Genomic DNA, 20,593 nt, shown 5'->3' with positions numbered 1-20,593 from the left:
TCGCCAACCCGGCATGTGTCGCTGGCCGTTGGTTCTTTAGATCAGTATTCGGCGAGGGTTGCTCGTGATTGTAAGTCCCTTTGATGCTCCAAGAACGCCTGCCAGCCGGCTGCGCAAGGCCCTGATCGCGGGTTCGGCACTGATGTGCCTGCTCGGCTCCGGCCAGCTCTGGGCGTTCAACCTTGACGATGTCGCGGCCAAGGCGAAGGACCTGGCCGGACAAAAGTACGAAGCACCGAAAAGCAATCTGCCGGCCGTGTTCCGCGACATGAAGTTCGCTGACTACCAGAAGATCCGTTTCCGCGCCGACAAGGCCGAGTGGGCCGGGGAGAAGACGCCGTTCGAGCTGTCCTTCTACCACCAGGGCATGCACTTCGACACACCGGTGAAAATCAACGAAGTCACCGCCACCACCGTCGAAGAAATCAAGTACGACCCGAGCCGCTTCGACTTCGGCGACCTGCAGTTCGATGCCAAGGCCACCGAGAAGCTGGGCTACGCCGGTTTCCGCGTGCTCTACCCGATCAACAAGGCGGACAAGCAGGACGAGATCATGACCCTGCTCGGCGCCAGCTACTTCCGCGTGGTCGGCAAGGGCCAGGTGTACGGCCTCTCGGCCCGCGGCCTGGCGATCGACACCGCGCTGCCGTCCGGCGAAGAATTCCCGCGCTTCACCGAGTTCTGGGTCGAGCGCCCGAACCCCAACGACAAGCACCTGGTGATCTACGCCCTGCTGGATTCGCCGCGCTCCACCGGCGCCTACAAGCTGATCCTGCGTCCGGGTTCCGACACCATCGTCGATGTGCAGTCGAAAGTCTTCCTGCGTGACCACGTCAGCCGCCTGGGCATCGCCCCGCTGACCAGCATGTACCTGTTCGGCAGCAACCAGCCGTCCCGCGTGCCGAACTACCGTCCTTCGCTGCACGACTCCGAAGGCCTGTCGATCCATGCCGGCAACGGCGAATGGCTGTGGCGTCCGCTGAACAACCCGAAACACCTGGCCGTCAGCAACTTCAGCGTGGAAAACCCGCGTGGCTTCGGTTTGCTGCAGCGCAATCGCGCTTTCAGCTTCTTCGAAGACCTGGATGACAACTACCAGAAGCGTCCAAGCACCTGGATCGAGCCGAAGGGCGACTGGGGCAAGGGCACCGTCGACTTGGTCGAGATCCCGACTGCCGACGAAACCAACGACAACATCGTGGCCTTCTGGAGCCCGGAAAAACTGCCGGAGCCGGGTACCCCGATCGAATACGAATACCGCCTGCACTGGACCATGGACGAGTCGGAGTTCCACTCGCCAGACCTCGGCTGGGTCAAGCAGACCATGCGTTCCACCGGCGACGTCAAGCAATCCAACCTGATTCGCCAGCCTGACGGCAGCGTGGCCTTCCTGGTCGATTTCGAAGGCCCCGCCCTCGCCAAGCTCCCGGAAGACACCGCGGTGCGCAGCCAGGTCAGTCTCGACGACAACGCCGAGCTGGTGGAAAACAACCTGCGCTACAACCCTGAAATCAAGGGCTGGCGCCTGACCCTGCGGATGAAGGTCAAGGATCCGGGCAAGGCCGTGGAAATGCGCGCCGCCCTGGTTCGTGATGTACCGGTCGAGCCGGCCAAGCCTGAAAAGCAGGAAGAGCCGAAGAAACAGGAAAAACCTGCCAAGCATGACAAGGCTGCGGCGAAAACCGCCAAGGCCGAGCAACCTGCCGAGCAGCCTGCCGCTGAAGCGGCGCCCACCACCGAGGCCCCGGCCACCACCGAACAGGTGCTGACCGAGACCTGGAGCTATCAGTTGCCTGCCGATGAGTAACTCTTCAGCACGGCCGGAACCACTCGTCGAGTATCTGGCCCACCTTCCACTGAGCGACGAGCAGCGGGCGGAACTCGCCAGCTGCAACTCGTTCAGCGAGTTGCACCAGCGCCTGTCGGCGCACCCGGCCCCTGCCAATGCCGAACCCACCCAGGGTTCGGTAGGCAGCCGGCTGAACCTGCTCACGGCTACCGATATGGAGGAGGTCGAGATGCTCGGCCTCGACGCCAACGGCCGGGTCTGCCTCAAGGCGACCCCGCCGATCCGGCGCACCCGGGTGGTGCCCGAGCCGTGGCGGACCAACATCCTCGTGCGCGGCTGGCGCCGGCTGACCGGGCGCACCAACGCCCCGGCCCCGGAAAAACGCGAGCTGCCGGCGGCGCGCTGGCGCTGGGTCGGCTCCATGCGCCGCTATATCCTGCTGGCGCTGATGATCGGCCAGACGCTGGTCGCCGGCTGGTACATGAAAGGCATCCTGCCGTACCAGGGCTGGTCCTTCGTCGATCTCGAAGAGGTCATGCACCAGCCGCTGTTGCAGACTGCAACGCAGGTCTGGCCGTATGCCCTGCAGACCAGCATCCTGATCCTCTTCGGCATCCTGTTCTGCTGGGTCTCGGCCGGTTTCTGGACCGCGCTGATGGGCTTCCTCGAACTGCTCACCGGGCGCGACAAGTACCGCATTTCCGGAAGCAGCGCCGGCAACGAGCCGATCGAGAAGGGCGCGCGCACCGCGCTGGTCATGCCGATTTGCAACGAAGACGTACCACGGGTGTTCGCCGGCCTGCGCGCCACCTTCGAGTCCGTCGCCGCCACCGGTGACCTGGACCGTTTCGACTTCTTCGTCCTCAGCGACACCAACGACACCGACATCGCCGTGGCCGAGCAACAGGCGTGGCTGGATGTCTGCCGCGAAACCAACGGTTTCGGGCGGATCTTCTACCGCCGCCGGCGTCGCCGCGTGAAGCGCAAGAGCGGCAACCTCGACGACTTCTGCCGTCGCTGGGGCAGCGACTACCGCTACATGGTGGTACTCGACGCGGACAGCGTGATGAGCGGCGAATGCTTGACCAGCCTGGTGCGCCTGATGGAGGCCAACCCGGACGCCGGGATCATCCAGACCGCGCCGAAGGCGTCGGGCATGGACACCCTGTATGCGCGCATGCAGCAGTTCGCTACCCGCGTGTACGGCCCGCTGTTCACCGCCGGCCTGCACTTCTGGCAACTGGGCGAGTCGCACTATTGGGGGCACAACGCGATCATCCGCATGAAGCCCTTCATCGAGCACTGCGCCCTGGCGCCGTTGCCGGGCAAGGGCGCCTTTGCCGGTGCGATCCTCTCCCACGACTTCGTCGAAGCCGCGCTGATGCGCCGTGCCGGTTGGGGCGTGTGGATCGCCTACGACCTGCCGGGCAGCTACGAAGAACTGCCGCCGAACCTGCTCGACGAGCTCAAGCGTGACCGTCGCTGGTGCCACGGCAACCTGATGAACTTCCGCCTGTTCCTGGTCAAGGGCATGCACCCGGTGCACCGCGCGGTGTTCCTGACCGGGGTGATGTCCTACCTGTCGGCGCCGTTGTGGTTCTTCTTCCTGGTGCTGTCGACGGCACTGCTGGCGACCAACACCCTGATGGAGCCGCAGTACTTCCTCGAACCACGCCAGTTGTACCCGCTGTGGCCGCAATGGCATCCGGAGAAGGCCATCGCGCTGTTCTCCACCACCATCGTGCTGCTGTTCCTGCCCAAGCTGCTCAGCGTCATCCTGATCTGGGCCAAGGGCGCGACCGAGTTCGGCGGGCGTATCAAGGTCACCCTGTCGATGTTCCTGGAGATGCTGTTCTCCATGCTGCTGGCGCCGGTGCGAATGATCTTCCACACCCGTTTCGTGCTCGCCGCCTTCCTCGGCTGGGCCGCGACCTGGAACTCGCCGCAGCGTGACGACGATTCCACGCCGTGGAGCGAAGCGGTGCGCAGGCATGGCCCGCAGACCCTGCTGGGCGTGGCCTGGGCCCTGCTGGTGGCCTGGCTGAACCCGAGCTTCCTGTGGTGGCTGGTGCCTATCGTCGGTTCGCTGACCCTGTCGATTCCGGTCTCGGTGATCTCCAGCCGGGTCAACCTGGGGCTGCGCGCCAAGGACGAGAAGCTGTTCCTGATTCCCGAGGAGTACTCGACGCCCCAGGAACTGCTGGCGACCGACCAGTACACCCACGAGAACCGCTGGCACGCGCTGAAGGACGGTTTCGTCCGCGCCGTGGTCGATCCGAAGCAGAACGCCCTGGCCTGTGCCCTGGCGACTGCCCGCCATCGCACCGTCGAACCGATCGAGGCGCTGCGCGCCGAGCGTATCGCCAAGGCCCTGCAGGTCGGCCCGTCCGGGTTGGACGGCAATACCCGCCTGGCCCTGCTCAGCGATCCGGTGGCCCTGGCCCGCCTGCACGAACAGGTCTGGGCCGAGCAGAACGCGGCCTGGCTGGACCCATGGCGCAAGTCGATCGCCAGCGATCCGCACTCGCCGCTGCTGCCGCTGCATCCCGAGCCGGCGCCGCAGCCGGCCCTGGCCAACGCCTGACCCGCAACGGGGCGACATTCGTCGCCCCGTTCGCGTTTTCTGGTATCAATGAGTAACAAAGTCTTCACGGACGCTAGGTCCCGTGCCGCTCATGCGTTAGCATCCCACCCCGACTATGGCGCGTCGTCTGTAGGACTTTTCGCGCGCACAATAAAATTCGAGCGGTTTCCTGTTTTGGGGGAAGTGGTGATGTTCAAAAAGTATCTGTCGATGCTGCTGGCCGGCGTCGCGGCCACCTTGGCGGTGGGCTCGGCACACGCCGGTGCGATCGATGACGCGGTCAAGCGCGGCACCCTGCGCGTCGGCATGGACCCGACCTACATGCCCTTCGAGATGACCAACAAGCGTGGCGAGATCATCGGCTTCGAAGTGGACATCCTCAAGGCCATGGCCAAGTCCATGGGCGTCAAGCTGGAGCTGGTGTCCACTGCCTACGACGGCATCATCCCGGCCCTGATGACCAACAAGTTCGACATGATCGGCAGCGGCATGACCCTGACCCAGGAGCGCAACCTCAAGCTGAACTTCAGCGAGCCCTTCATCGTCGTCGGCCAGACCCTGCTGATCCGCAAGGAACTGGAAGGCAAGATCAAGTCGTACAAGGACCTGAACAGCGCCGAATACCGCCTGACCTCCAAGCTGGGCACCACCGGCGAGATGATCGCCAAGAAACTGATCGGCAAGGCCCAGTACCACGGCTACGACAACGAGCAGGAAGGCGTGCTGGACGTGGTCAACGGCAAGGCCGACGCGTTCGTCTACGATGCGCCTTACAACGTCGTCGCCCTGACCAAGGTCGGCAACGGCAAGCTGGTCTACCTGGACGAGCCGTTCACCTACGAGCCGCTGGCCTTCGGCCTGAAGAAGGGCGACTACGACAGCCTCAACTTCATCGACAACTTCCTGCACCAGATCAAGCACGACGGCACCTACGACCGGATCCACGACAAGTGGTTCAAGAAGACCGAATGGCTGAAGGACATGGAATAAGGCCCAGGCTCCACGCCCAGGCTTGAAACCCGACGCGCAGGCTTGTCCTGCGCGTTCGCATTTACGGAACCCTCAACGTGATCAAACACAAGAAAGCCCAGTGGCCCTGGCACGGGCTGACCGCGCTGGTCCTGGTCGGACTGGCGCTGAGTCTGTATTTCGCTACCTCGATGATTTCCTACGAGTGGCGCTGGAACCGTGTACCGCAGTACTTCGCCTACCAGGCCGAAGAAGCCCATCGCGCTGCCGGCTACGGCACGGTGCAGGAGATCGTGCGCAAGGGCGACAGCGCCGTGGTGACCCTGCGTGACGAAGACGGCAACGACCAGGTGCTGGAAGTCGACCAGGCCAGCGTGCAGTTGTCCCAAGGCGATGATGTGGCCGAAGGCGACCTGATCGGCCTGACCCACCATTGGGCCGCCGGCCCGCTGGCCTGGGGGCTGTGGACCACCGTCTGGATCTCCGTGGCGTCAGGCATCGCCGGCCTGGTGATCGGCCTGTTCGCCGGGCTGTGCCGGCTGTCGAGCAATCCGACCCTGCGCGACCTGTCCACCGTCTATGTCGAGCTGGTTCGCGGTACGCCGCTGCTGGTGCAGATCTTCATCTTCTACTTCTTCATCGGCACCGTGCTCAACCTGTCCCGGGAGTTCGCCGGGGTGGCGGCGCTGGCGCTGTTCACCGGCGCCTATGTGGCCGAGATCGTCCGGGCCGGCGTGCAGTCCATCGCCAAGGGGCAGGGCGAGGCGGCACGTTCACTGGGCCTGAACGCTTCGCAGTCGATGCGCCACGTGATCCTGCCGCAAGCGTTCAAGCGCGTGCTGCCGCCGCTGGCCGGGCAATTCATCAGCCTGGTCAAGGACACCTCGCTGGTCTCGGTGATCGCCATCACCGAACTGACCAAGAGCGGCCGCGAAGCGATCACTACCTCGTTCTCCACCTTCGAGATCTGGTTCTGCGTCGCCGGGCTGTACCTGCTGATCAACCTGCCGCTGTCGCACTTCGCCAGCCGGCTCGAGCGGAGGCTTGCGCAAAGTGATTGAAGTCCGTGATCTGACCAAAGTCTTCGATACGCGCGGCATGGTTGTACGCGCCGTGGATAACGTCACCACCCAGGTCGCCCGTGGCGAAGTGCTGGTGGTGCTCGGCCCGTCGGGCTCGGGTAAATCGACCTTCCTGCGCTGCCTTAACGGCCTGGAGTCCTTCGACGCCGGCAGCGTCGCCATCGACGGGCTGCAACTGGCCGACCCGAAGACCGATATCAATGCCTATCGCCGTGAAGTCGGCATGGTGTTCCAGCACTTCAACCTGTTCCCGCACATGACCGTGCTGGAGAACCTGTGCCTGGCGCAGAAGGTCGTGCGCAAGCGCGGCAAGGCCGAGCGCGAAGCCAAGGCGAAAGCCTTGCTGGAGAAGGTGGGGATCGGACAGAAGGCCAACGAATACCCGTCGCGGCTCTCGGGCGGCCAGCAGCAGCGGGTGGCGATCGCCCGGGCGCTGGCGATGGACCCGAAGGTCATGCTGTTCGACGAGCCGACCTCGGCGCTCGACCCGGAAATGGTCGGTGAGGTACTGGACGTGATGAAGACCCTGGCCCAGGAAGGCATGACCATGGTCTGCGTGACCCATGAAATGGGCTTTGCCCGGGAAGTGGCAGACCGTGTGCTGTTCTTCGATCACGGCAAGCTGCTGGAGGATTCGCCTCCGGAGCAGTTCTTTACTGCGCCGAAGGACCTGCGGGCCCAGGCTTTCCTGCGCCAGGTCCTGTAAAAGCGACGCGGATCCTGTGGGAGCGGGTTTACCCGCGATTGCGGTGGTGAATCCACTATTGCAATCGCGGGTGAACCCGCTCCCACAGGTCAGGTGTCCGGCCTGGAATTACAGGCGGAACCGCGATACCAGCGACTGCAAATGCGTCCCCAACCGCGCCAGCTCCACGCTGGATGCCGCCGTTTCCTCGCTCGCCGCCGCCGTCTGATCCGATACATCCCGCACGTTCATCACGCTGCGGTTGATCTCTTCCGCCACCGCACTCTGCTGCTCTGCCGCCGCCGCAATCTGCTGGTTCATCGCCTGGATCGACGACACGGTCTTGGTGATGGTCTCCAGCGAAACCCCGGCGCTGCGGGTCAGTTGCACACTGCTGTCGGTCAGGCTGCGGCTGTTGTCCATCACCGTCGCTACCTGCTGGGTGCCGTTCTGCAAGCCGGCGATCAGTTCCTCGATTTCCTCGGTGGACTGCTGGGTGCGCTGCGCCAGGCTGCGCACTTCATCGGCGACCACGGCGAAGCCGCGTCCGGCCTCGCCGGCCCGGGCCGCTTCGATGGCGGCATTGAGGGCCAGCAGGTTGGTCTGCTCGGCCACCGACTTGATCACGTCCAGTACGCTGCCGATTTTCGCGCTTTCCGTCTTCAGGTCATTCATCGCGGCGCTGGAGTTGTCCACTTCCTTGGCCAGGCGCTCGATCTGGGCGATGGCCTCGGCCACCACGCGGTCGCCCTCGCGGGCCTGGTTGTCGGCCATCTTCGCCGCCTCGGAAGCCTCTTCGGCATTGCGCGCGACTTCATGCACGGTGGCCGCCATTTCGTTCATGGCAGTGGCAACCTGGTCGGTCTCGACCTTCTGGTTGTTGACCCCGGCACTGGTCTGCTCGGTGACCGCCGACAGTTCTTCGGCAGCGCTGGCGATCTGGGTGACGCCGTCGCCGATGCCGCCGATCAGCTCGCGCAGATTCAGGGTCATGCGTTGCATGCTGCGCTGCAACTGGCCCAGCTCGTCGCGGCGCTGGTCGGTGAGGTCATGGTTGAGGTCGCCGCTGGCGATACGGTCCACGGCGCTCAGGGTTTGCCGTAGCGGCACGACGATCTGCCGGGTGATGGCCCAGGAGGCGAGGATACCGAAGGCCAGGGCCAGCAGCGTGGCCAGGCCGAGCATGGACTTGGCGTGCTGCGTCTCGTCGTCGCGGATCCGGGTCTGGGATTGGGTCAGTTCCATGCTCAGGTCGAGCAGGCGATTGCCCAGCTTGCCCATTTCGGCCAGGGATTTGTCGCTGGCCTGCTGGGCGTTGCCGATCTGGACCACAGCGCCCCGGTAGGCGCCCAGCGCCTCGGCAGCCGTGCCCAAATTGGCCTGATGGTCCGCAGGTACCTTGCCGGGCAGCGCTTTTATCAGCGCCAGGGCCTCGTCGATAGCGGTCAGCGCGGTGGCCTGGAATTCTTCCTTGCCGCTGTAGGTGTAGCCACGCACCTGGAAGCGCGCCTGCTGCAGCAGCTTCGCGGTTTCCACGGCGTTGTTGAAGATGACGATGTCGCCGTTCTGCAGCAGGCCCTGCTGCACCTGGTCGAGCAGCGCGGCGGCCTTGTCGGCGCTGCTGCCGAGAATGGCGCGGGCGGCTTCGCGGGCATCGGCGGCGCGCTTGAGGTCGGCGAAGGCACTCTCGTAGCCGCGCAATGCCTGGCTTTGCTGGGCCAGGCGCTGGCTGTCCTCGGGCTCCTTGACGCCCTTGCTCACCCGCTCCAGGGTCGCGCCGAGCGTCGCCAGGGCCTTTTCCACCTGGGCGGTGGAAGCCGCGTCACGGTTGTGTTCGTAGGTCTGCCTGGCAATCCGCAGGGCCTGGGTGCCCTGGTACACCTCGGAAATCTCGCCGAGCTTGTCGCCCCGGCCGATCACGCCACTCAGGCCCTGCCAACCGGTGAAGGTAATGGCGAGGGTCAGCAGCAGAACGATGCTGAAGCCGATCCCCAATTTGCGATTGACGCTCACGTTCCCCAGGTGCTGGGCCATCCAACGGTACATGCGGTAACTCCGGTTCTGTCAGGCGAGGCAGATTTATTTTGCTTGTTCGTCTGAATCGGCCCGGGATGGCAAAACTGAAGGAGGCAAAAGCGCCCAAACGGGGGCCGAAGAGGTAGCCGTTAGTCGTATGAACGCTGTTAGAACAGGCGCGCCAGCAGGGCGGTGACCGCAGTTTCCACGCGCAGGATGCGTTCGCCCAGTTGCACCGGGGCCAGCCCGGCCTTGCCCAGCAGGTCGACTTCGTAGGGAATCCAGCCGCCTTCCGGGCCGATGGCGAGGGTTACCGGCCCCTCGACCCCGCGCGGGCAGGGCGGATGGTTGCCGGGATGACCGACCAGGCCCAGGGTGCCGGCTGTGATGGCCGGCAGGCGGTCCTCGACGAAAGGCTTGAAGCGCTTCTCGATCACGACCTCGGGCAGCACCGTATCGCGGGCCTGCTCCAGGCCGAGGATGAGGTTTTCGCGGATGGTTTCGGGTTCGAGGAAGGGCGTCTGCCAGAAGCTCTTTTCCACCCGGTAGCTGTTGACCAGCACCAATTTCGCCACGCCCATGGTGGCGATGGTCTGGAATACCCGGCGCAGCATCTTCGGGCGCGGCAGGGCCAGGACCAGGGTCAGCGGCAGCTTGGCCGGTGGCGCCTGGTCGAAGCTCAGGGACAGTTCCGCTTCATGGCCTTCCAGGCGCTCGACCCGCGCCTGGCCCATCAGCCCGCCGATCCGGCCGACGCGCAGGCTGTCGCCCACCGCGACGCGATGGATCTCCTGCATATGGGTGAAACGGCGGTCGCTCAGGACCGCGCGGTCGGCCGCAATGAAATCGGCCTCCTCGAGCAGCAGCAGGTTCACGGCTGGGTCGCTGGCGGCTGGTCGTCCGGGGTATCGTCGCTGGCTTCTTCTTCCTGGCGGCGCTTGCGCACCAGGCCGCCGAACAGCACGCCGATCTCGAACAGCATCCACATCGGCACGGCCAGCAAGGTCTGCGAGAAGATGTCCGGGGGGGTCAGGATCATGCCGACCACGAAGCAGCCGATGATCACGTACGGGCGGATCTTGCGCAGGTACTGCACATCGACCACGCCGATCCAGACCAGCAGCACCACCGCCACCGGAATCTCGAAGGCCACGCCGAAGGCGAAGAACAGGGTCATGACGAAGTCGAGGTAGCTGGCGATGTCGGTCATCATCGACACGCCTTCAGGGGTGGCGCTGGCGAAGAAGCCGAAGATCAGCGGGAACACCAGGAAGTAGGCGAAGGCCATGCCGGCGTAGAACAGCAGGATGCTGGAAACCAGCAGCGGGATCGCCACGCGCTTTTCATGGCGGTACAGCCCCGGCGCGATGAACCCCCAGATCTGGAACAGGATGAACGGGATCGCCAGGAACAGCGAAACGATCATGGTCAGCTTGAACGGCGTGAGGAACGGCGAGGCGACGTCGGTGGCGATCATCGTCGCGTTGGCCGGCAGGTGCGCGCGCAGCGGCGCCGAGACCAGGGTGTAGATCTGCTGGGCGAAGGAGAACAGCCCGGCGAAGATCAGGAAGACCGCCGCCACGCAGCGCAGCAGGCGGGTCCGCAGTTCGGTGAGGTGCGACACCAGCGGCATGGGCTGGTCGTGTTCCGGAATCTCGCTCATGGGGCTCGCGGCGGTTGGGTCGGTTCGGTGGACGGCGGGGTGACGGTGGCCGGTTCAGGCGCAGGCGTCACGGGTTGCACGGGCGCGGCTTCAGTCACCGGGGCCGGCTGGCTGCCCGGCGTGGCGGACGGATCCGGCGTCACGCTCTGCGGATTGAGAATGCGCCGGGCTTCCTGCTCCATCGAGAGGATGTGCTCGTTGTGCAACTGCCGACGGATCTCGTCGGCGCCGATCTCGCGCTCCACTTCCTGCTTGATGGAATTGAAGCTGCGCTTGAGGCGCCCGATCCACAGGCCGGCGGTACGCGCCGCGCCGGGCAGGCGCTCGGGGCCGAGCACCACCAGGGCGACCAGGCCGACGAGCAGCAACTCGCTGAAGCTGATGCCGAACATGGGATCACTCTTTCCTTGCAGGTTCCTGGACCTTCTGCGCCTGGCCGTCGATGGTCTGCGGCTGGTTCAGCGGGGTGCCCTGCGGTTGTACCGGCTGGGAGGGTTGCGCGGCCTGCACGTTCGGATCGGCCGGTTTGTCGTCTTCGTTCATGGCCTTGCGGAAGCCCTTGATGGACTCGCCCAGGTCGCTGCCGAAGTTCTTGAGCTTCTTGGTGCCGAAGACCAGCACGACCACGACCAGCAGGACGATCCAGTGTTTCCAGTCAAAAATACCCATGGTGCTCTCCTCGAATGAATGTCAGTCAGGCCGATGGCTGGCGAGCGGCTTTTTCGTCATGGCCGGACAGGCCGAAGCGGCGTTCCAGCTCGGCCAGCACGGCCTGCGGGTGCTGGCCCAGGGCACTGAGCATGACCAGGCTATGGAACCACAGGTCGGCGGTTTCATAGATCACATCGCTGCAGTCGCCGCTGACGGCGGCGTCCTTGGCGGCGATGATGGTTTCCACCGATTCTTCGCCGACCTTCTCCAGAATCTTGTTCAGGCCCTTGTGGTACAGGCTGGCCACGTAGGAGCTGTCGGGGGCCGCGCCCTTGCGCGCTTCCAGTACTTCGGCCAGGCGGCTCAGGGTGTCGCTCATGTTCAGTGTCCTGCGTTGTAGATGGCGTCCGGGTCCTTCAGGACCGGATCGACGATTTTCCACTGGCCGTCTTCGAAGACGCGGTAGAAGCAGCTTTCGCGCCCGGTGTGGCAGGCGATGTGGCCCAGTTGCTCGACCATCAGGATGATCACGTCGGCGTCGCAGTCCAGGCGCAGTTCATGCAGCTTCTGCACGTGGCCGGACTCCTCGCCCTTGCGCCACAGTTTGCCACGCGAGCGCGACCAGTAGATGGCGCGCTGCTCGGCGGCGGTCAGGGCCAGGGATTCGCGGTTCATCCAGGCCATCATCAATACGCGCCCGGTCTTGTGGTCCTGGGCGATGGCCGGTACCAGGCCGTTGCTGTCCCACTTGATCTCGTCCAGCCAGTCTTTCATGTTCGACTCCCAAGTCAGGCCACGGCCCCGCGCCGATGCCGGCGGCTAGTGTGCCAGCCGCGAGCCGTCGTGGCTATCGGCGCACCACCAGGTAGAGCCCTGCGGCGAGCATCAGCCAGGCCGGCCAGACGCTGGTGGCGACCAGGTTCCCGGCCGTGCTGGCGACGACTGCGCCGCCTGCGAGCAGGGCCGCCCCGACCAGGCGCAGGGCCCAGTGGTCCTGCTGCTTCCACGGGGCGGGCGGGTCGTTGAGGTGCGGCTGCGACATGCGTTCGAGCAGGTCGCGGGTCATGTTGGCCAGGTGCGGCACCTGCTCGACCTGGCTGTGCAGGTTCTGCAGCAGGGTCTTCGGGCTCACCCGCTCGCGCATCCAGCGTTCCAGGAACGGCTGGGCGGTGGTCCACAGGTCCAGGTCCGGGTAGAGCTGGCGGCCCAGGCCTTCGATGTTCAGCAGGGTCTTCTGCAGCAGCACCAGTTGCGGCTGCACCTCCATGTTGAAGCGCCGCGCCGTCTGGAACAGGCGCATCAGCACCTGGCCGAAGGAAATATCCTTGAGCGGCTTCTCGAAGATCGGCTCGCACACGGTGCGGATCGCCGCTTCGAATTCGTTGAGCTTGGTCTGCGCCGGCACCCAGCCGGAATCGATGTGCAACTGCGCGACGCGGCGGTAGTCGCGCTTGAAGAACGCGAACAGGTTGCGGGCCAGGTAGTCCTGGTCTTCCGGGGTCAGGCTGCCGACGATGCCGCAGTCGATGGCGATGTACTGCGGGCTCCACGGCTTCACCGTGCTGACGAAGATGTTGCCGGGGTGCATGTCGGCGTGGAAGAAGCTGTCGCGGAACACCTGGGTGAAGAAGATCTCCACGCCGCGCTCGGCAAGCATCTTCATGTCGGTGCGCTGGTCGGCCAGGCTTTCCAGGTCGGTAACCTGGATGCCGTAGATGCGCTCCATCACCAGCACTTTAGGCCGGCACCAGTCCCAATAGACCTGGGGCACGTACATCATGTCCGAGCCCTCGAAATTGCGCCGCAACTGGCTGGCATTGGCCGCCTCGCGGAGCAGGTCGAGTTCGTCGTAGATGGTCTTTTCGTAGTCGCTGACCACGTCCACCGGGTGCAGCAGGCGCGCGTCGGCCGATACCCGCTCGGCGCCGCGGGCGATCAGGAACAGCCAGGCCAGGTCCTGGGCGATCACCGGCTTGAGGCCGGGACGCACCACCTTGACCACCACTTCTTCGCCGCTCTTCAGGCGCGCGGCGTGGACCTGGGCCACCGAAGCCGAGGCCAGCGGCTCGACGTCGAAGCGCGAGAAGACTTCGCTGACCTTGGCGCCCAGTTGCTCCTCGATCAGCGCCACGGCTTTTTGCGGGTCAAAGGGCGGGACGCGGTCCTGCAGCAGCATCAGTTCGTCGGCGATGTCCGCCGGCAAAAGGTCGCGGCGAGTGGAAAGCAACTGGCCGAACTTGATGAAGATCGGGCCGAGGTCCTGCAGGGCCAGGCGCAGGCGCGCACCACGGCTCAGCGCGGACGTGCGGCGCGGCAGCCAGCGCCACGGCATCAGCAGGCGTAGCGAGGCCAGCCACCAGGGCAGGGGCAGGTCGAACAGCAGGTCATCGAGACGGTAGCGGATGACGACGCGCTGGATGCGCAACAGACGGCGTACGGCGAGCAGCTTCATGCGTTATCGCTGGATTCAAGGGATCGGGCAAGGCGCTCGATGCGCGCCTCGAGGCGTTCAATGTCGAGCTTGAGGGTATCGAGTTCGGCGAAGCGGGCTTCGGCTTCACGCTGGCCGACCAGGGTGCGCGATTCCTCGGCCAGGTACTCCGAGGCGGTGCGGCCCAGGCTCGACAGGCTGCTGCGGGTCCAGCGCGCGCGGCTGCGCAAGTGGCTGCCGAGCAACTGGGTGGCGACCGGGCCGAGCCAGCGGGAGACTTCGTACTCCCAGTCCAGCTCCAGGTCCTGGAGTACGCCGACCAGGTCGAGCAATACGGTGCTGTCGCCGTCCAGTTCGACCTGCGGGCTGTGCAATACGGCGGTCTTGTCCTGGCTCAGGGCCAGTTGCACCAGGCTGCTGGCCGGGGCGCGCAGGGTGCAGTCGGGGGCATTGGCCCACTGGCTGGCCAGGAGCAGGCCTTCGTCGCTGGGCAGGATGAACAGTTGCAGGGCCGGCTGGCGGCAGTCGATGGCAATCACCTTGCCATCGAGGGGGGCCAGGCGCGGCAGCGCGGTGCTGTCCAGGCGCAGGACACGGTTGATGCCGTGTTCGACGCTGGCGAGAAGGCCGGCGACCAGCATCAGGGCTTGATACCGCGATGCAGGGCGACGATGCCGTTGGTCATGTTGTGGTAGGTGACGCGGTCGAAGCCGGCGTCGACCATCATGGCCTTGAGGGTTTCCTGGTCGGGGTGCATGCGGATCGACTCGGCCAGGTAGCGGTAGCTTTCCGAATCGTTGGTGATCAGCTTGCCGGCCAGCGGCATGAAGGCGAAGGAGTAGGCGTCGTAGACCTTGGACATCAGCTTGCTGGTCGGCTTGGAGAACTCCAGCACCAGCAGGCGACCGCCGGGCTTGAGTACACGCAGCATGGAGCGCAGGGCGTCGTCCTTGTGCGTCACGTTGCGCAGGCCGAAGGCGATGGTCACGCAGTCGAAGTGGTTGTCGGGGAACGGCAGTTTTTCCGCATCGGCCTGGACGAACTCGACATTGCCGGCCACGCCCAGGTCGAGCAGGCGGTCACGGCCGACCTTGAGCATCGAGGCGTTGATATCGGCCAGCACGACCTGGCCGGTAGGGCCGACCAGATGGGAGAACTTGCGGGTCAGGTCGCCGGTACCGCCGGCGATGTCCAGGACCCGATTGCCGCTGCGCACACCGGACAGCTCGATGGCGAAGCGTTTCCACAGGCGGTGCATGCCGCCGGAAAGCACGTCGTTCATCAGGTCGTATTTGGCAGCCACCGAATGGAAGACCTCGGCGACTTTTTCCGCCTTCTGGCTTTCCGGGACGCTCTGGTAACCGAAATGAGTGGTGGGTTCGGCGTTATCGCCTTTGCGCTGGTCGTTCATATCGCTTCACCGGGAAAAATTACTCGCCATTCTAGGGCGTGTGGCTGCATTTGTCTTGGCGGGGTTGTCGCGGCTGGAGGCGGGGGCATAATGCGCCAGTATGCCCTTGCAGCCAGGACCTCATGAATGACCCAGATCAGCGTTGAACGTAAACACAGCCTCGGCCGCGACGCCGCCCGTCAGAAGGCCGAAGCCCTGGTCGAAAAGCTCTCCCGCGAGTACGACCTGAAGGCCCAATGGAAGGGTGACCGGGTAGAGGTCAAGCGCAGCGGTGCCAATGGCAGCGTGGAGATCGGCGACGACAGCATCCGGGTGGAGCTCAAGCTGGGCATGATGCTGTCGATCATGGGCGGCACCATCAAGGCCGAGATCGAGCGGGCGCTGGACAAGGCGCTGGCCTGAATCCTGCGACCGGGGCGTGCAATGCGTCCCGGTCTTTAGGGTGTCGATTCTAATTTTTCTCCGTAACGTGCTCTGCAATCCCCGATCCGTGGGTAGTTCTTCCATTCCTTTCAATGAGTGCGAGGTGCAGAACATGGCCAAAGTGATCCTGAAGAAAAAAGACGATGTCCAGGGCAGCCTGGGTGAAGTGCGCGGCTATGCGCGCAAGATCTGGCTGGCGGGCCTGGGCGCCTATACCCGGGTCGGCCAGGAGAGTGCCGATTACGTGAAGGACCTGATCAAGGCCGGCGAAGCCGTGGAAAAACGCGGCAAGAAACGCATCGATCGCGAGCTCGACGCGGCCAACGGCGAGATCGATTCGGCCCGGCAGGAGCTGCGCAGCGTCAAGGGCAAAGTCGAAGTTCAGCTCGACAAAATCGAAAAGGCTTTCGACGCGCGGGTCGCCAGCGCCTTGAATCGCATCGGCATTCCGTCTAAACATGACGTGGAGACACTTTCCGCCAAGCTCGATGAGCTGACGGCATTGCTCGAACGTGTCGCGGGCAAACAATAAGGAGAGCGGGATGGCTGGCAAGAAGACTACTGAGAAAGAAGGCAGCTCCTGGATCGGGGGAATCGAGAAGTACTCCCGCAAGATCTGGCTGGCGGGCCTGGGTATTTATTCGAAGATCGACAAGGACGGCACCAAGCTCTTCGACGATCTGGTCAAGGATGGCGAGAAAGCCGAGAAGCAGGCCAAGAGCAGCGTCGACACGGCCAAGGAGACCGCAAAGTCGGCGACCTCCCGTGTCGGTGATGTGAAGGACCGCGCGCTGGGCAAGTGGAGTGAACTGGAGGAAGCGTTCGACAAGCGCCTGAACAGTGCCATCTCGCGTCTCGGCGTACCGAGCCGCAACGAGGTCAAGGCACTGCACAGCAAGGTCGATACGCTGACCAAGCAGATCGAGAAGCTGACCGGTAAATCGGTGACGCCGGTTTCCGCGGCCAAGCCTGCGGCGGCCAAGGCGACTGCTGCGAAGCCGCTGGCCAAGGCTGCACCCAAGGCAGCGGCCAAGCCTGCGGCGAAAACCGCGGCGGCCAAACCTGCAGCCAAGGCAGCTGCGGCGAAACCTGCGGTGGCCAAGCCGGCAGCCAAACCGGCGGCGGCGAAAACCGCTGCTGCGAAACCGGCTGCCAAGCCTGCGGCCAAGCCAGCAGCGAAACCCGCAGCGGCCAAACCGGCAGCCAAGCCGGCTGCGGCGAAGAAGCCCGCTGTGAAGAAAGCCGCGGCGCCGAAGCCTGCTGCTGCCAAGCCTGCGGCTCCGGCTGCCAGCGCGGCTCCAGCAGCCAGCGCCGCAGCGGCCGCCAGCAGCGCTCCGGCGCCATCGGCACCGGCCACGCCGACCAGCCAGACCTGATCACAGGCGGCAGCAAACAAAACGCCCGGCTCAGTGCCGGGCGTTTTGTTTTATCCTTTCGGGCCTCATCGCCGGCAACGCCGGCTCCCACAGGTATGGCGTGCACCGCCCGATCCTGTGGGGTGCCGAAACTGCCAGCGATAGGGCCATCAAACCTTGCAGATGCTTCCGGGGTCTGCGCGAACCTTGTGGGAGCCGGCGTTGCCGGCGATAGGGCCATCAGCCTTCCAGATACCTCAAGGCCAGCTGCTCCGCCGCATGCCGCGACGGCAATTCCAGGTGCGGTGCCACCAGCATCATCACCTGGTACACCACCACACCCACCTCCGCTTCCTTGGCCAGTACCCGCTGGTAATCCAGGGAAAACAGCAAGGTCAGGGTGATCTGTTCCACCAGTTGCCCCAACGCCCGGGTGTCGCTGACCACCTGCCCCTGCGCCTTGAGATTGGCCAGCAGCGTGGCCAGGGTGCGTTTCAGTCCGTTGAGCAGGTTCCTGATGCCCCGCGCCAGCTTGGGCAGGCGCCCGGTCAGGTTCGACAGGTCCTGGAACAGGAACCGGTACTGCGCCATGCGCTCGACGATCAGGTGCAGGAACAGCCAGTAATCCTCGGCATCCAGGCGCACCTCCAACGGCGGATCGAGCAGTGGCGTCAGTTCCTCCTCGAAACGCTCGAACAGGCCGAGCACCAGCGGCTCCTTGCCGTGGAAGTGGTAATACAGGTTGCCAGGGCTGATCCCCAGTTCGTTGGCGATCTCAAGGGTCGAGACGTTAGGCTCGCCCTGCTCGTTGAACAGCAGCAGGGCACATTCAAGGATGCGGTCGCGGGTCTTCATCCGGTCCTCTGCTCAGCGCACCAGCACGTACTGGCCCGGTGCAGGGTCCATGGCCGGGTGGCTGGCGCTGCCCAGGCTGGTGCCGGTTTCACGCAGGGCGCCGGAACGCCCCTGGATCCACTCCAGCCACAGCGGCCACCAACTGCCCTCGGTCTTTTCGGCATCGTAGTACCAGGCCCTCGGGTCGCTGCTGAGCTTGGCGTTGAGCACATAGTGCGCCTTGGGATTGCCCGGCGGGTTGATGATGCTCTGCACATGGCCGCTGTTGGACAGCACGAAGCGTCGCTCGCCGCCGAGCAGCAGGGCCGAGCGGTACACCGCGTCCCACGGAGTGATGTGGTCGTTGTGCCCGGCGACATGAAAGCTGTCGACGCCGATCTTGCCTAGGTCGATCGGCGTGCCGCATACCTCAAGCCCGGCGGGATGGGCCAGCGGGTTGTATTTGAAGAAGTCCAGCAGGTCGCCATGCAAGGCGGCGGGCAGGCGCGTGGTGTCGTTGTTCCAATAGAGGATGTCGAACGGCGGCGGGGTCTTGCCGAGCAGGTAGTTGTTGACGAAATAGTTCCACACCAGGTCGTTGGGGCGCATCCAGGCGAACACCCGGCTCATCTCGCCACCGTCGAGCACGCCTTGCTGGTAAGAGCGGCGCTTGGCCGCCTCGAGGGTCTGCTCGTCGGCGAACAGGCTGGCGGCGCTTTCCATCTGGCTGTCCAGCAGGCTGACCAGGTACGTGGCGCTGTGTACCCGGCGCAGTTGCCGCTTGGCCTGCAAGTGACCCTGCAACGCCGCCATGGTCAGGCCGCCCGCGCAGGCGCCCATCAGGTTGACGTCGCGGCTGCCGGTGATGGAGCGACAGACGTTCAAGGCTTCCTCCAGCGCCGCCACGTAACTCGACAGACCCCATTCGCGATGACGCGGGTCGGGATTGCGCCAGCTGATCATGAACACCTGGAGGTTGTTCTTGAGCATGTACTGCACGTAGCTGTTGCCGGGGCCGAGGTCGAACACATAGAACTTGTTGATCTGCGGCGGCACGATCAGCAGCGGCCGAGCGTACTGCTTTTCGCTCATCGACTTGTACTGGATCAGCTCCAGCAACTCGTTGCGGAACACCACCGCGCCCGGGGTGGTGGCGAGGTTGCGACCGACCTCGAAGGCGTCCTTCGCCACCTGGCGCGGCATGCCGTTGTTGTGGCGCAGATCGTCCAGCAGGTGGCCGAGGCCGCGTACCAGGCTCAGCCCGCCGGAATTGAAGACTTCCTTGACCGCCTCGGGGTTGAGCAGGGTATTGCTCGGCGACACGGCATCGTTGAGCAGGGTGAAGAGGAAGTGCGCGCGGGCGCGGTCGTCCTCGTCCAGGCTGCTTTCATCGATCCACTGGCGGGTCTGTTTCTGCCAGGCCAGGTAGGCCTGCAGGCCTCGGCGATAGAAGGGGTTGAGGCTCCAGGCCGGGTCCTTGAACCGATTGTCCCGCGAACCGGGCTGGTGCAGGGTATCGCCCAGCAGCACGCGGCCCAGTTGGCCGCCCAGTTCGAGCAGGTGGCGTGCGGTGTAGAGCGGATGGCGCAGCCCATGGCGACCGACGTTGCGCAGGGTCGAGACCAGGTCGCGCCCGCGCAGTCCTGTGATCGCGCTCTGCACATTGATATAGGTGGAGGGGGTAGGCGCTACCGCCTTCACGGGCTTGTCTTTCATCGGGCAACACTCCGTCGTCGGGCCATCGACAAACTGAACCAGGATTCATGAGCGACTCCACCTCGACCAGCGCGCCCGCATGCTTCGACGCTCCTGTCGAAAGTGCGGGCGATGAGGGGCGGTTCAGGCGCTCGGGGCGGGCCGGGGGTGCATGACGGCGCGTTGGCGTTCCTCCTGGAGGAACTTCATGATGATCGGCGCCACCGCCTCGGCACGGGTAATCAGAAACAAATGTCCATCGTCGATTATGTGTAGCTGGGCATTGGGGATTCGCCAAGCCAGGAAACGCATATTGATCAGCGGGATCAGCGGGTCGTCGTCGCCGGCCAGCACCAGGGTCGGTTGCTGGATCTTGTGCAGCCAGTGGGCGCTGGTCCAGCCGAGGCCGGCGAACAGCTGCCAGTAGTAGCCGAGCTTGCCGCCCGAGCGCACCTTGGAGGCATGGTGCAGCGCCAGGTCCGGATCGCGGCGGAAGGCGCCGCCGTAGATCAGCGGGGCGATGCGGATCACGTGGGAAGGCTGCACGTAGCGCCGCGGGCTCGCCATCATCCACAGCACCTTGGGCTTGCCCGGGACCATCACTGCGCCAGCGGCCGTGGCAGCCAGTACCAGCTTCTTGCAGCGCTCCGGATAGTCGTGGGCGAACTGCTGGGCCAGGGCGCCGCCCCACGACACGCCGATGGCGTTGACCTGGCCATAGTCGAGATAGTCGAGCATGCGCGCGGCCAGCTTGGCCAGGCCGGGGAAGCGATAGGGATGCCTGGGCGTGGACGAACCCCCGACCCCGGGCACATCGAAGGCAATGACTTCGAGGTCCGGGTCCAGGGCCTGGATGAAGGGAAATACCAGCTCGAGGTTGGCGCCGATGCCGTTGAAGATGAGCAGCGGCGTCAAGTGCGGCTTGCCGGGGCGAACCGCGGTGCGGATGGTCTGGCCATCCAGGTCGACGGTTCGGAAAACGTACGGTTGCGGCATGCGCGGACC

Annotated in this window: 21 protein-coding genes and 1 pseudogene; 8 read left to right on the top strand and 14 right to left on the bottom strand. The window is 64.8% G+C overall.

All coding sequences use genetic code 11. The annotated features are described in order from the left end of the window. The first annotated feature begins 64 nt into the window (after positions 1–64). From ACPFMA_RS26785 to ACPFMA_RS26765, 5 genes are all read left to right on the top strand, one after another. A complete protein-coding gene (locus ACPFMA_RS26785; protein WP_311985864.1) occupies positions 65–1,807 on the top strand; it encodes a glucan biosynthesis protein G in 1,743 nt (580 codons plus the stop codon). Then, positions 1,800–4,373: a glucans biosynthesis glucosyltransferase MdoH gene (gene mdoH / locus ACPFMA_RS26780; protein WP_425929247.1), complete on the top strand. Its 2,574-nt coding sequence runs from the start codon at positions 1,800–1,802 to the stop codon at positions 4,371–4,373. Before ACPFMA_RS26785 ends, mdoH begins: the two co-directional genes overlap by 8 nt. 189 nt (positions 4,374–4,562) lie before the next feature. Beyond that, on the top strand, positions 4,563–5,363 hold the full coding sequence (locus ACPFMA_RS26775; protein ID WP_064302614.1) for a transporter substrate-binding domain-containing protein: 801 nt from the start codon (positions 4,563–4,565) through the stop codon (positions 5,361–5,363). Positions 5,364–5,440: 77 nt separating this feature from the next. Further along, positions 5,441–6,403 carry an amino acid ABC transporter permease gene (locus tag ACPFMA_RS26770; RefSeq protein ID WP_009397750.1) on the top strand — a complete coding sequence of 321 codons (963 nt, stop codon included), beginning with the start codon at positions 5,441–5,443 and terminating at the stop codon, positions 6,401–6,403. Beyond that, positions 6,396–7,130: an amino acid ABC transporter ATP-binding protein gene (locus ACPFMA_RS26765; RefSeq protein ID WP_064302684.1), complete on the top strand. Its 735-nt coding sequence runs from the start codon at positions 6,396–6,398 to the stop codon at positions 7,128–7,130. Before ACPFMA_RS26770 ends, ACPFMA_RS26765 begins: the two co-directional genes overlap by 8 nt. Positions 7,131–7,238: 108 nt before the next feature. Here the strand turns inward: ACPFMA_RS26765 and ACPFMA_RS26760 are convergent, their stop codons facing one another. From ACPFMA_RS26760 to ubiE, 11 genes and pseudogenes are all read right to left on the bottom strand, one after another. Beyond that, the gene (locus ACPFMA_RS26760; RefSeq protein WP_425930631.1) at positions 7,239–7,952 is read right to left on the bottom strand and encodes a methyl-accepting chemotaxis protein; all 714 of its coding nucleotides are present in this window, start codon (positions 7,950–7,952) and stop codon (positions 7,239–7,241) included. A gap of 141 nt (positions 7,953–8,093) precedes the next feature. Then, a pseudogene (locus ACPFMA_RS26755) lies at positions 8,094–9,143 on the bottom strand (methyl-accepting chemotaxis protein); the annotation flags it as partial. A 149-nt stretch (positions 9,144–9,292) separates the two neighbouring features. Continuing rightward, positions 9,293–10,000, bottom strand: coding sequence for a 16S rRNA (uracil(1498)-N(3))-methyltransferase (locus ACPFMA_RS26750; protein ID WP_425929245.1), 708 nt, complete (start codon positions 9,998–10,000; stop codon positions 9,293–9,295). Further along, entirely contained in the window at positions 9,997–10,788 is a 792-nt protein-coding gene (tatC, locus tag ACPFMA_RS26745) for a twin-arginine translocase subunit TatC (RefSeq protein ID WP_009397754.1), read from the bottom strand. Before tatC ends, ACPFMA_RS26750 begins: the two co-directional genes overlap by 4 nt. Further along, a complete protein-coding gene (gene tatB, locus ACPFMA_RS26740; RefSeq protein WP_425929243.1) occupies positions 10,785–11,180 on the bottom strand; it encodes a Sec-independent protein translocase protein TatB in 396 nt (131 codons plus the stop codon). The genes tatC and tatB overlap by 4 nt, the downstream gene beginning before the upstream one ends. Positions 11,181–11,184: 4 nt before the next feature. Continuing rightward, the gene (locus ACPFMA_RS26735) at positions 11,185–11,457 is read right to left on the bottom strand and encodes a twin-arginine translocase TatA/TatE family subunit (RefSeq protein ID WP_064302609.1); all 273 of its coding nucleotides are present in this window, start codon (positions 11,455–11,457) and stop codon (positions 11,185–11,187) included. Positions 11,458–11,482: 25 nt separating this feature from the next. Further along, entirely contained in the window at positions 11,483–11,818 is a 336-nt protein-coding gene (locus ACPFMA_RS26730) for a phosphoribosyl-ATP diphosphatase (protein ID WP_009397764.1), read from the bottom strand. A 2-nt stretch (positions 11,819–11,820) separates the two neighbouring features. After that, a complete protein-coding gene (gene hisI / locus ACPFMA_RS26725) occupies positions 11,821–12,213 on the bottom strand; it encodes a phosphoribosyl-AMP cyclohydrolase (protein ID WP_009397765.1) in 393 nt (130 codons plus the stop codon). Positions 12,214–12,286: 73 nt separating this feature from the next. Continuing rightward, positions 12,287–13,891: a ubiquinone biosynthesis regulatory protein kinase UbiB gene (ubiB, locus tag ACPFMA_RS26720; RefSeq protein WP_064302608.1), complete on the bottom strand. Its 1,605-nt coding sequence runs from the start codon at positions 13,889–13,891 to the stop codon at positions 12,287–12,289. Continuing rightward, positions 13,888–14,511, bottom strand: a complete 624-nt coding sequence (locus ACPFMA_RS26715; RefSeq protein WP_064302607.1) for a ubiquinone biosynthesis accessory factor UbiJ — start codon at positions 14,509–14,511, stop codon at positions 13,888–13,890. The genes ubiB and ACPFMA_RS26715 overlap by 4 nt, the downstream gene beginning before the upstream one ends. Beyond that, positions 14,511–15,281, bottom strand: coding sequence for a bifunctional demethylmenaquinone methyltransferase/2-methoxy-6-polyprenyl-1,4-benzoquinol methylase UbiE (gene ubiE, locus ACPFMA_RS26710; RefSeq protein WP_064302606.1), 771 nt, complete (start codon positions 15,279–15,281; stop codon positions 14,511–14,513). The genes ACPFMA_RS26715 and ubiE overlap by 1 nt, the downstream gene beginning before the upstream one ends. A gap of 126 nt (positions 15,282–15,407) precedes the next feature. Here ubiE and ACPFMA_RS26705 point away from each other — a divergent pair, with 126 nt between their 5' ends. From ACPFMA_RS26705 to ACPFMA_RS26695, 3 genes are all read left to right on the top strand, one after another. Further along, positions 15,408–15,683 carry a polyhydroxyalkanoic acid system family protein gene (locus tag ACPFMA_RS26705; RefSeq protein WP_009397773.1) on the top strand — a complete coding sequence of 92 codons (276 nt, stop codon included), beginning with the start codon at positions 15,408–15,410 and terminating at the stop codon, positions 15,681–15,683. Between the two features lie 133 nt (positions 15,684–15,816). Continuing rightward, entirely contained in the window at positions 15,817–16,236 is a 420-nt protein-coding gene (locus ACPFMA_RS26700) for a phasin family protein (RefSeq protein WP_420058762.1), read from the top strand. A gap of 10 nt (positions 16,237–16,246) precedes the next feature. Continuing rightward, on the top strand, positions 16,247–17,080 hold the full coding sequence (locus ACPFMA_RS26695; RefSeq protein WP_420058761.1) for a phasin family protein: 834 nt from the start codon (positions 16,247–16,249) through the stop codon (positions 17,078–17,080). A 219-nt stretch (positions 17,081–17,299) separates the two neighbouring features. Here ACPFMA_RS26695 and ACPFMA_RS26690 read toward each other — a convergent pair whose 3' ends face one another. The 3 genes from ACPFMA_RS26690 to phaZ form a co-directional block, all read right to left on the bottom strand. Then, positions 17,300–17,914, bottom strand: a complete 615-nt coding sequence (locus tag ACPFMA_RS26690) for a TetR/AcrR family transcriptional regulator (RefSeq protein ID WP_064302603.1) — start codon at positions 17,912–17,914, stop codon at positions 17,300–17,302. A 12-nt stretch (positions 17,915–17,926) separates the two neighbouring features. Next, positions 17,927–19,609, bottom strand: a complete 1,683-nt coding sequence (gene phaC / locus ACPFMA_RS26685; RefSeq protein ID WP_425929237.1) for a class II poly(R)-hydroxyalkanoic acid synthase — start codon at positions 19,607–19,609, stop codon at positions 17,927–17,929. A gap of 123 nt (positions 19,610–19,732) precedes the next feature. Continuing rightward, positions 19,733–20,584, bottom strand: coding sequence for a poly(3-hydroxyalkanoate) depolymerase (gene phaZ / locus ACPFMA_RS26680; RefSeq protein ID WP_009397782.1), 852 nt, complete (start codon positions 20,582–20,584; stop codon positions 19,733–19,735). Positions 20,585–20,593 lie beyond the last annotated feature (9 nt).

The sequence above is a fragment of the Pseudomonas sp. NyZ201 genome (genome assembly GCF_049860765.1).
GTDB lineage: Bacteria > Pseudomonadota > Gammaproteobacteria > Pseudomonadales > Pseudomonadaceae > Aquipseudomonas > Aquipseudomonas bharatica.
Note: the sequence above shows the minus strand (reverse complement) of the source record. Positions and strands in the feature narration are given on the sequence as shown.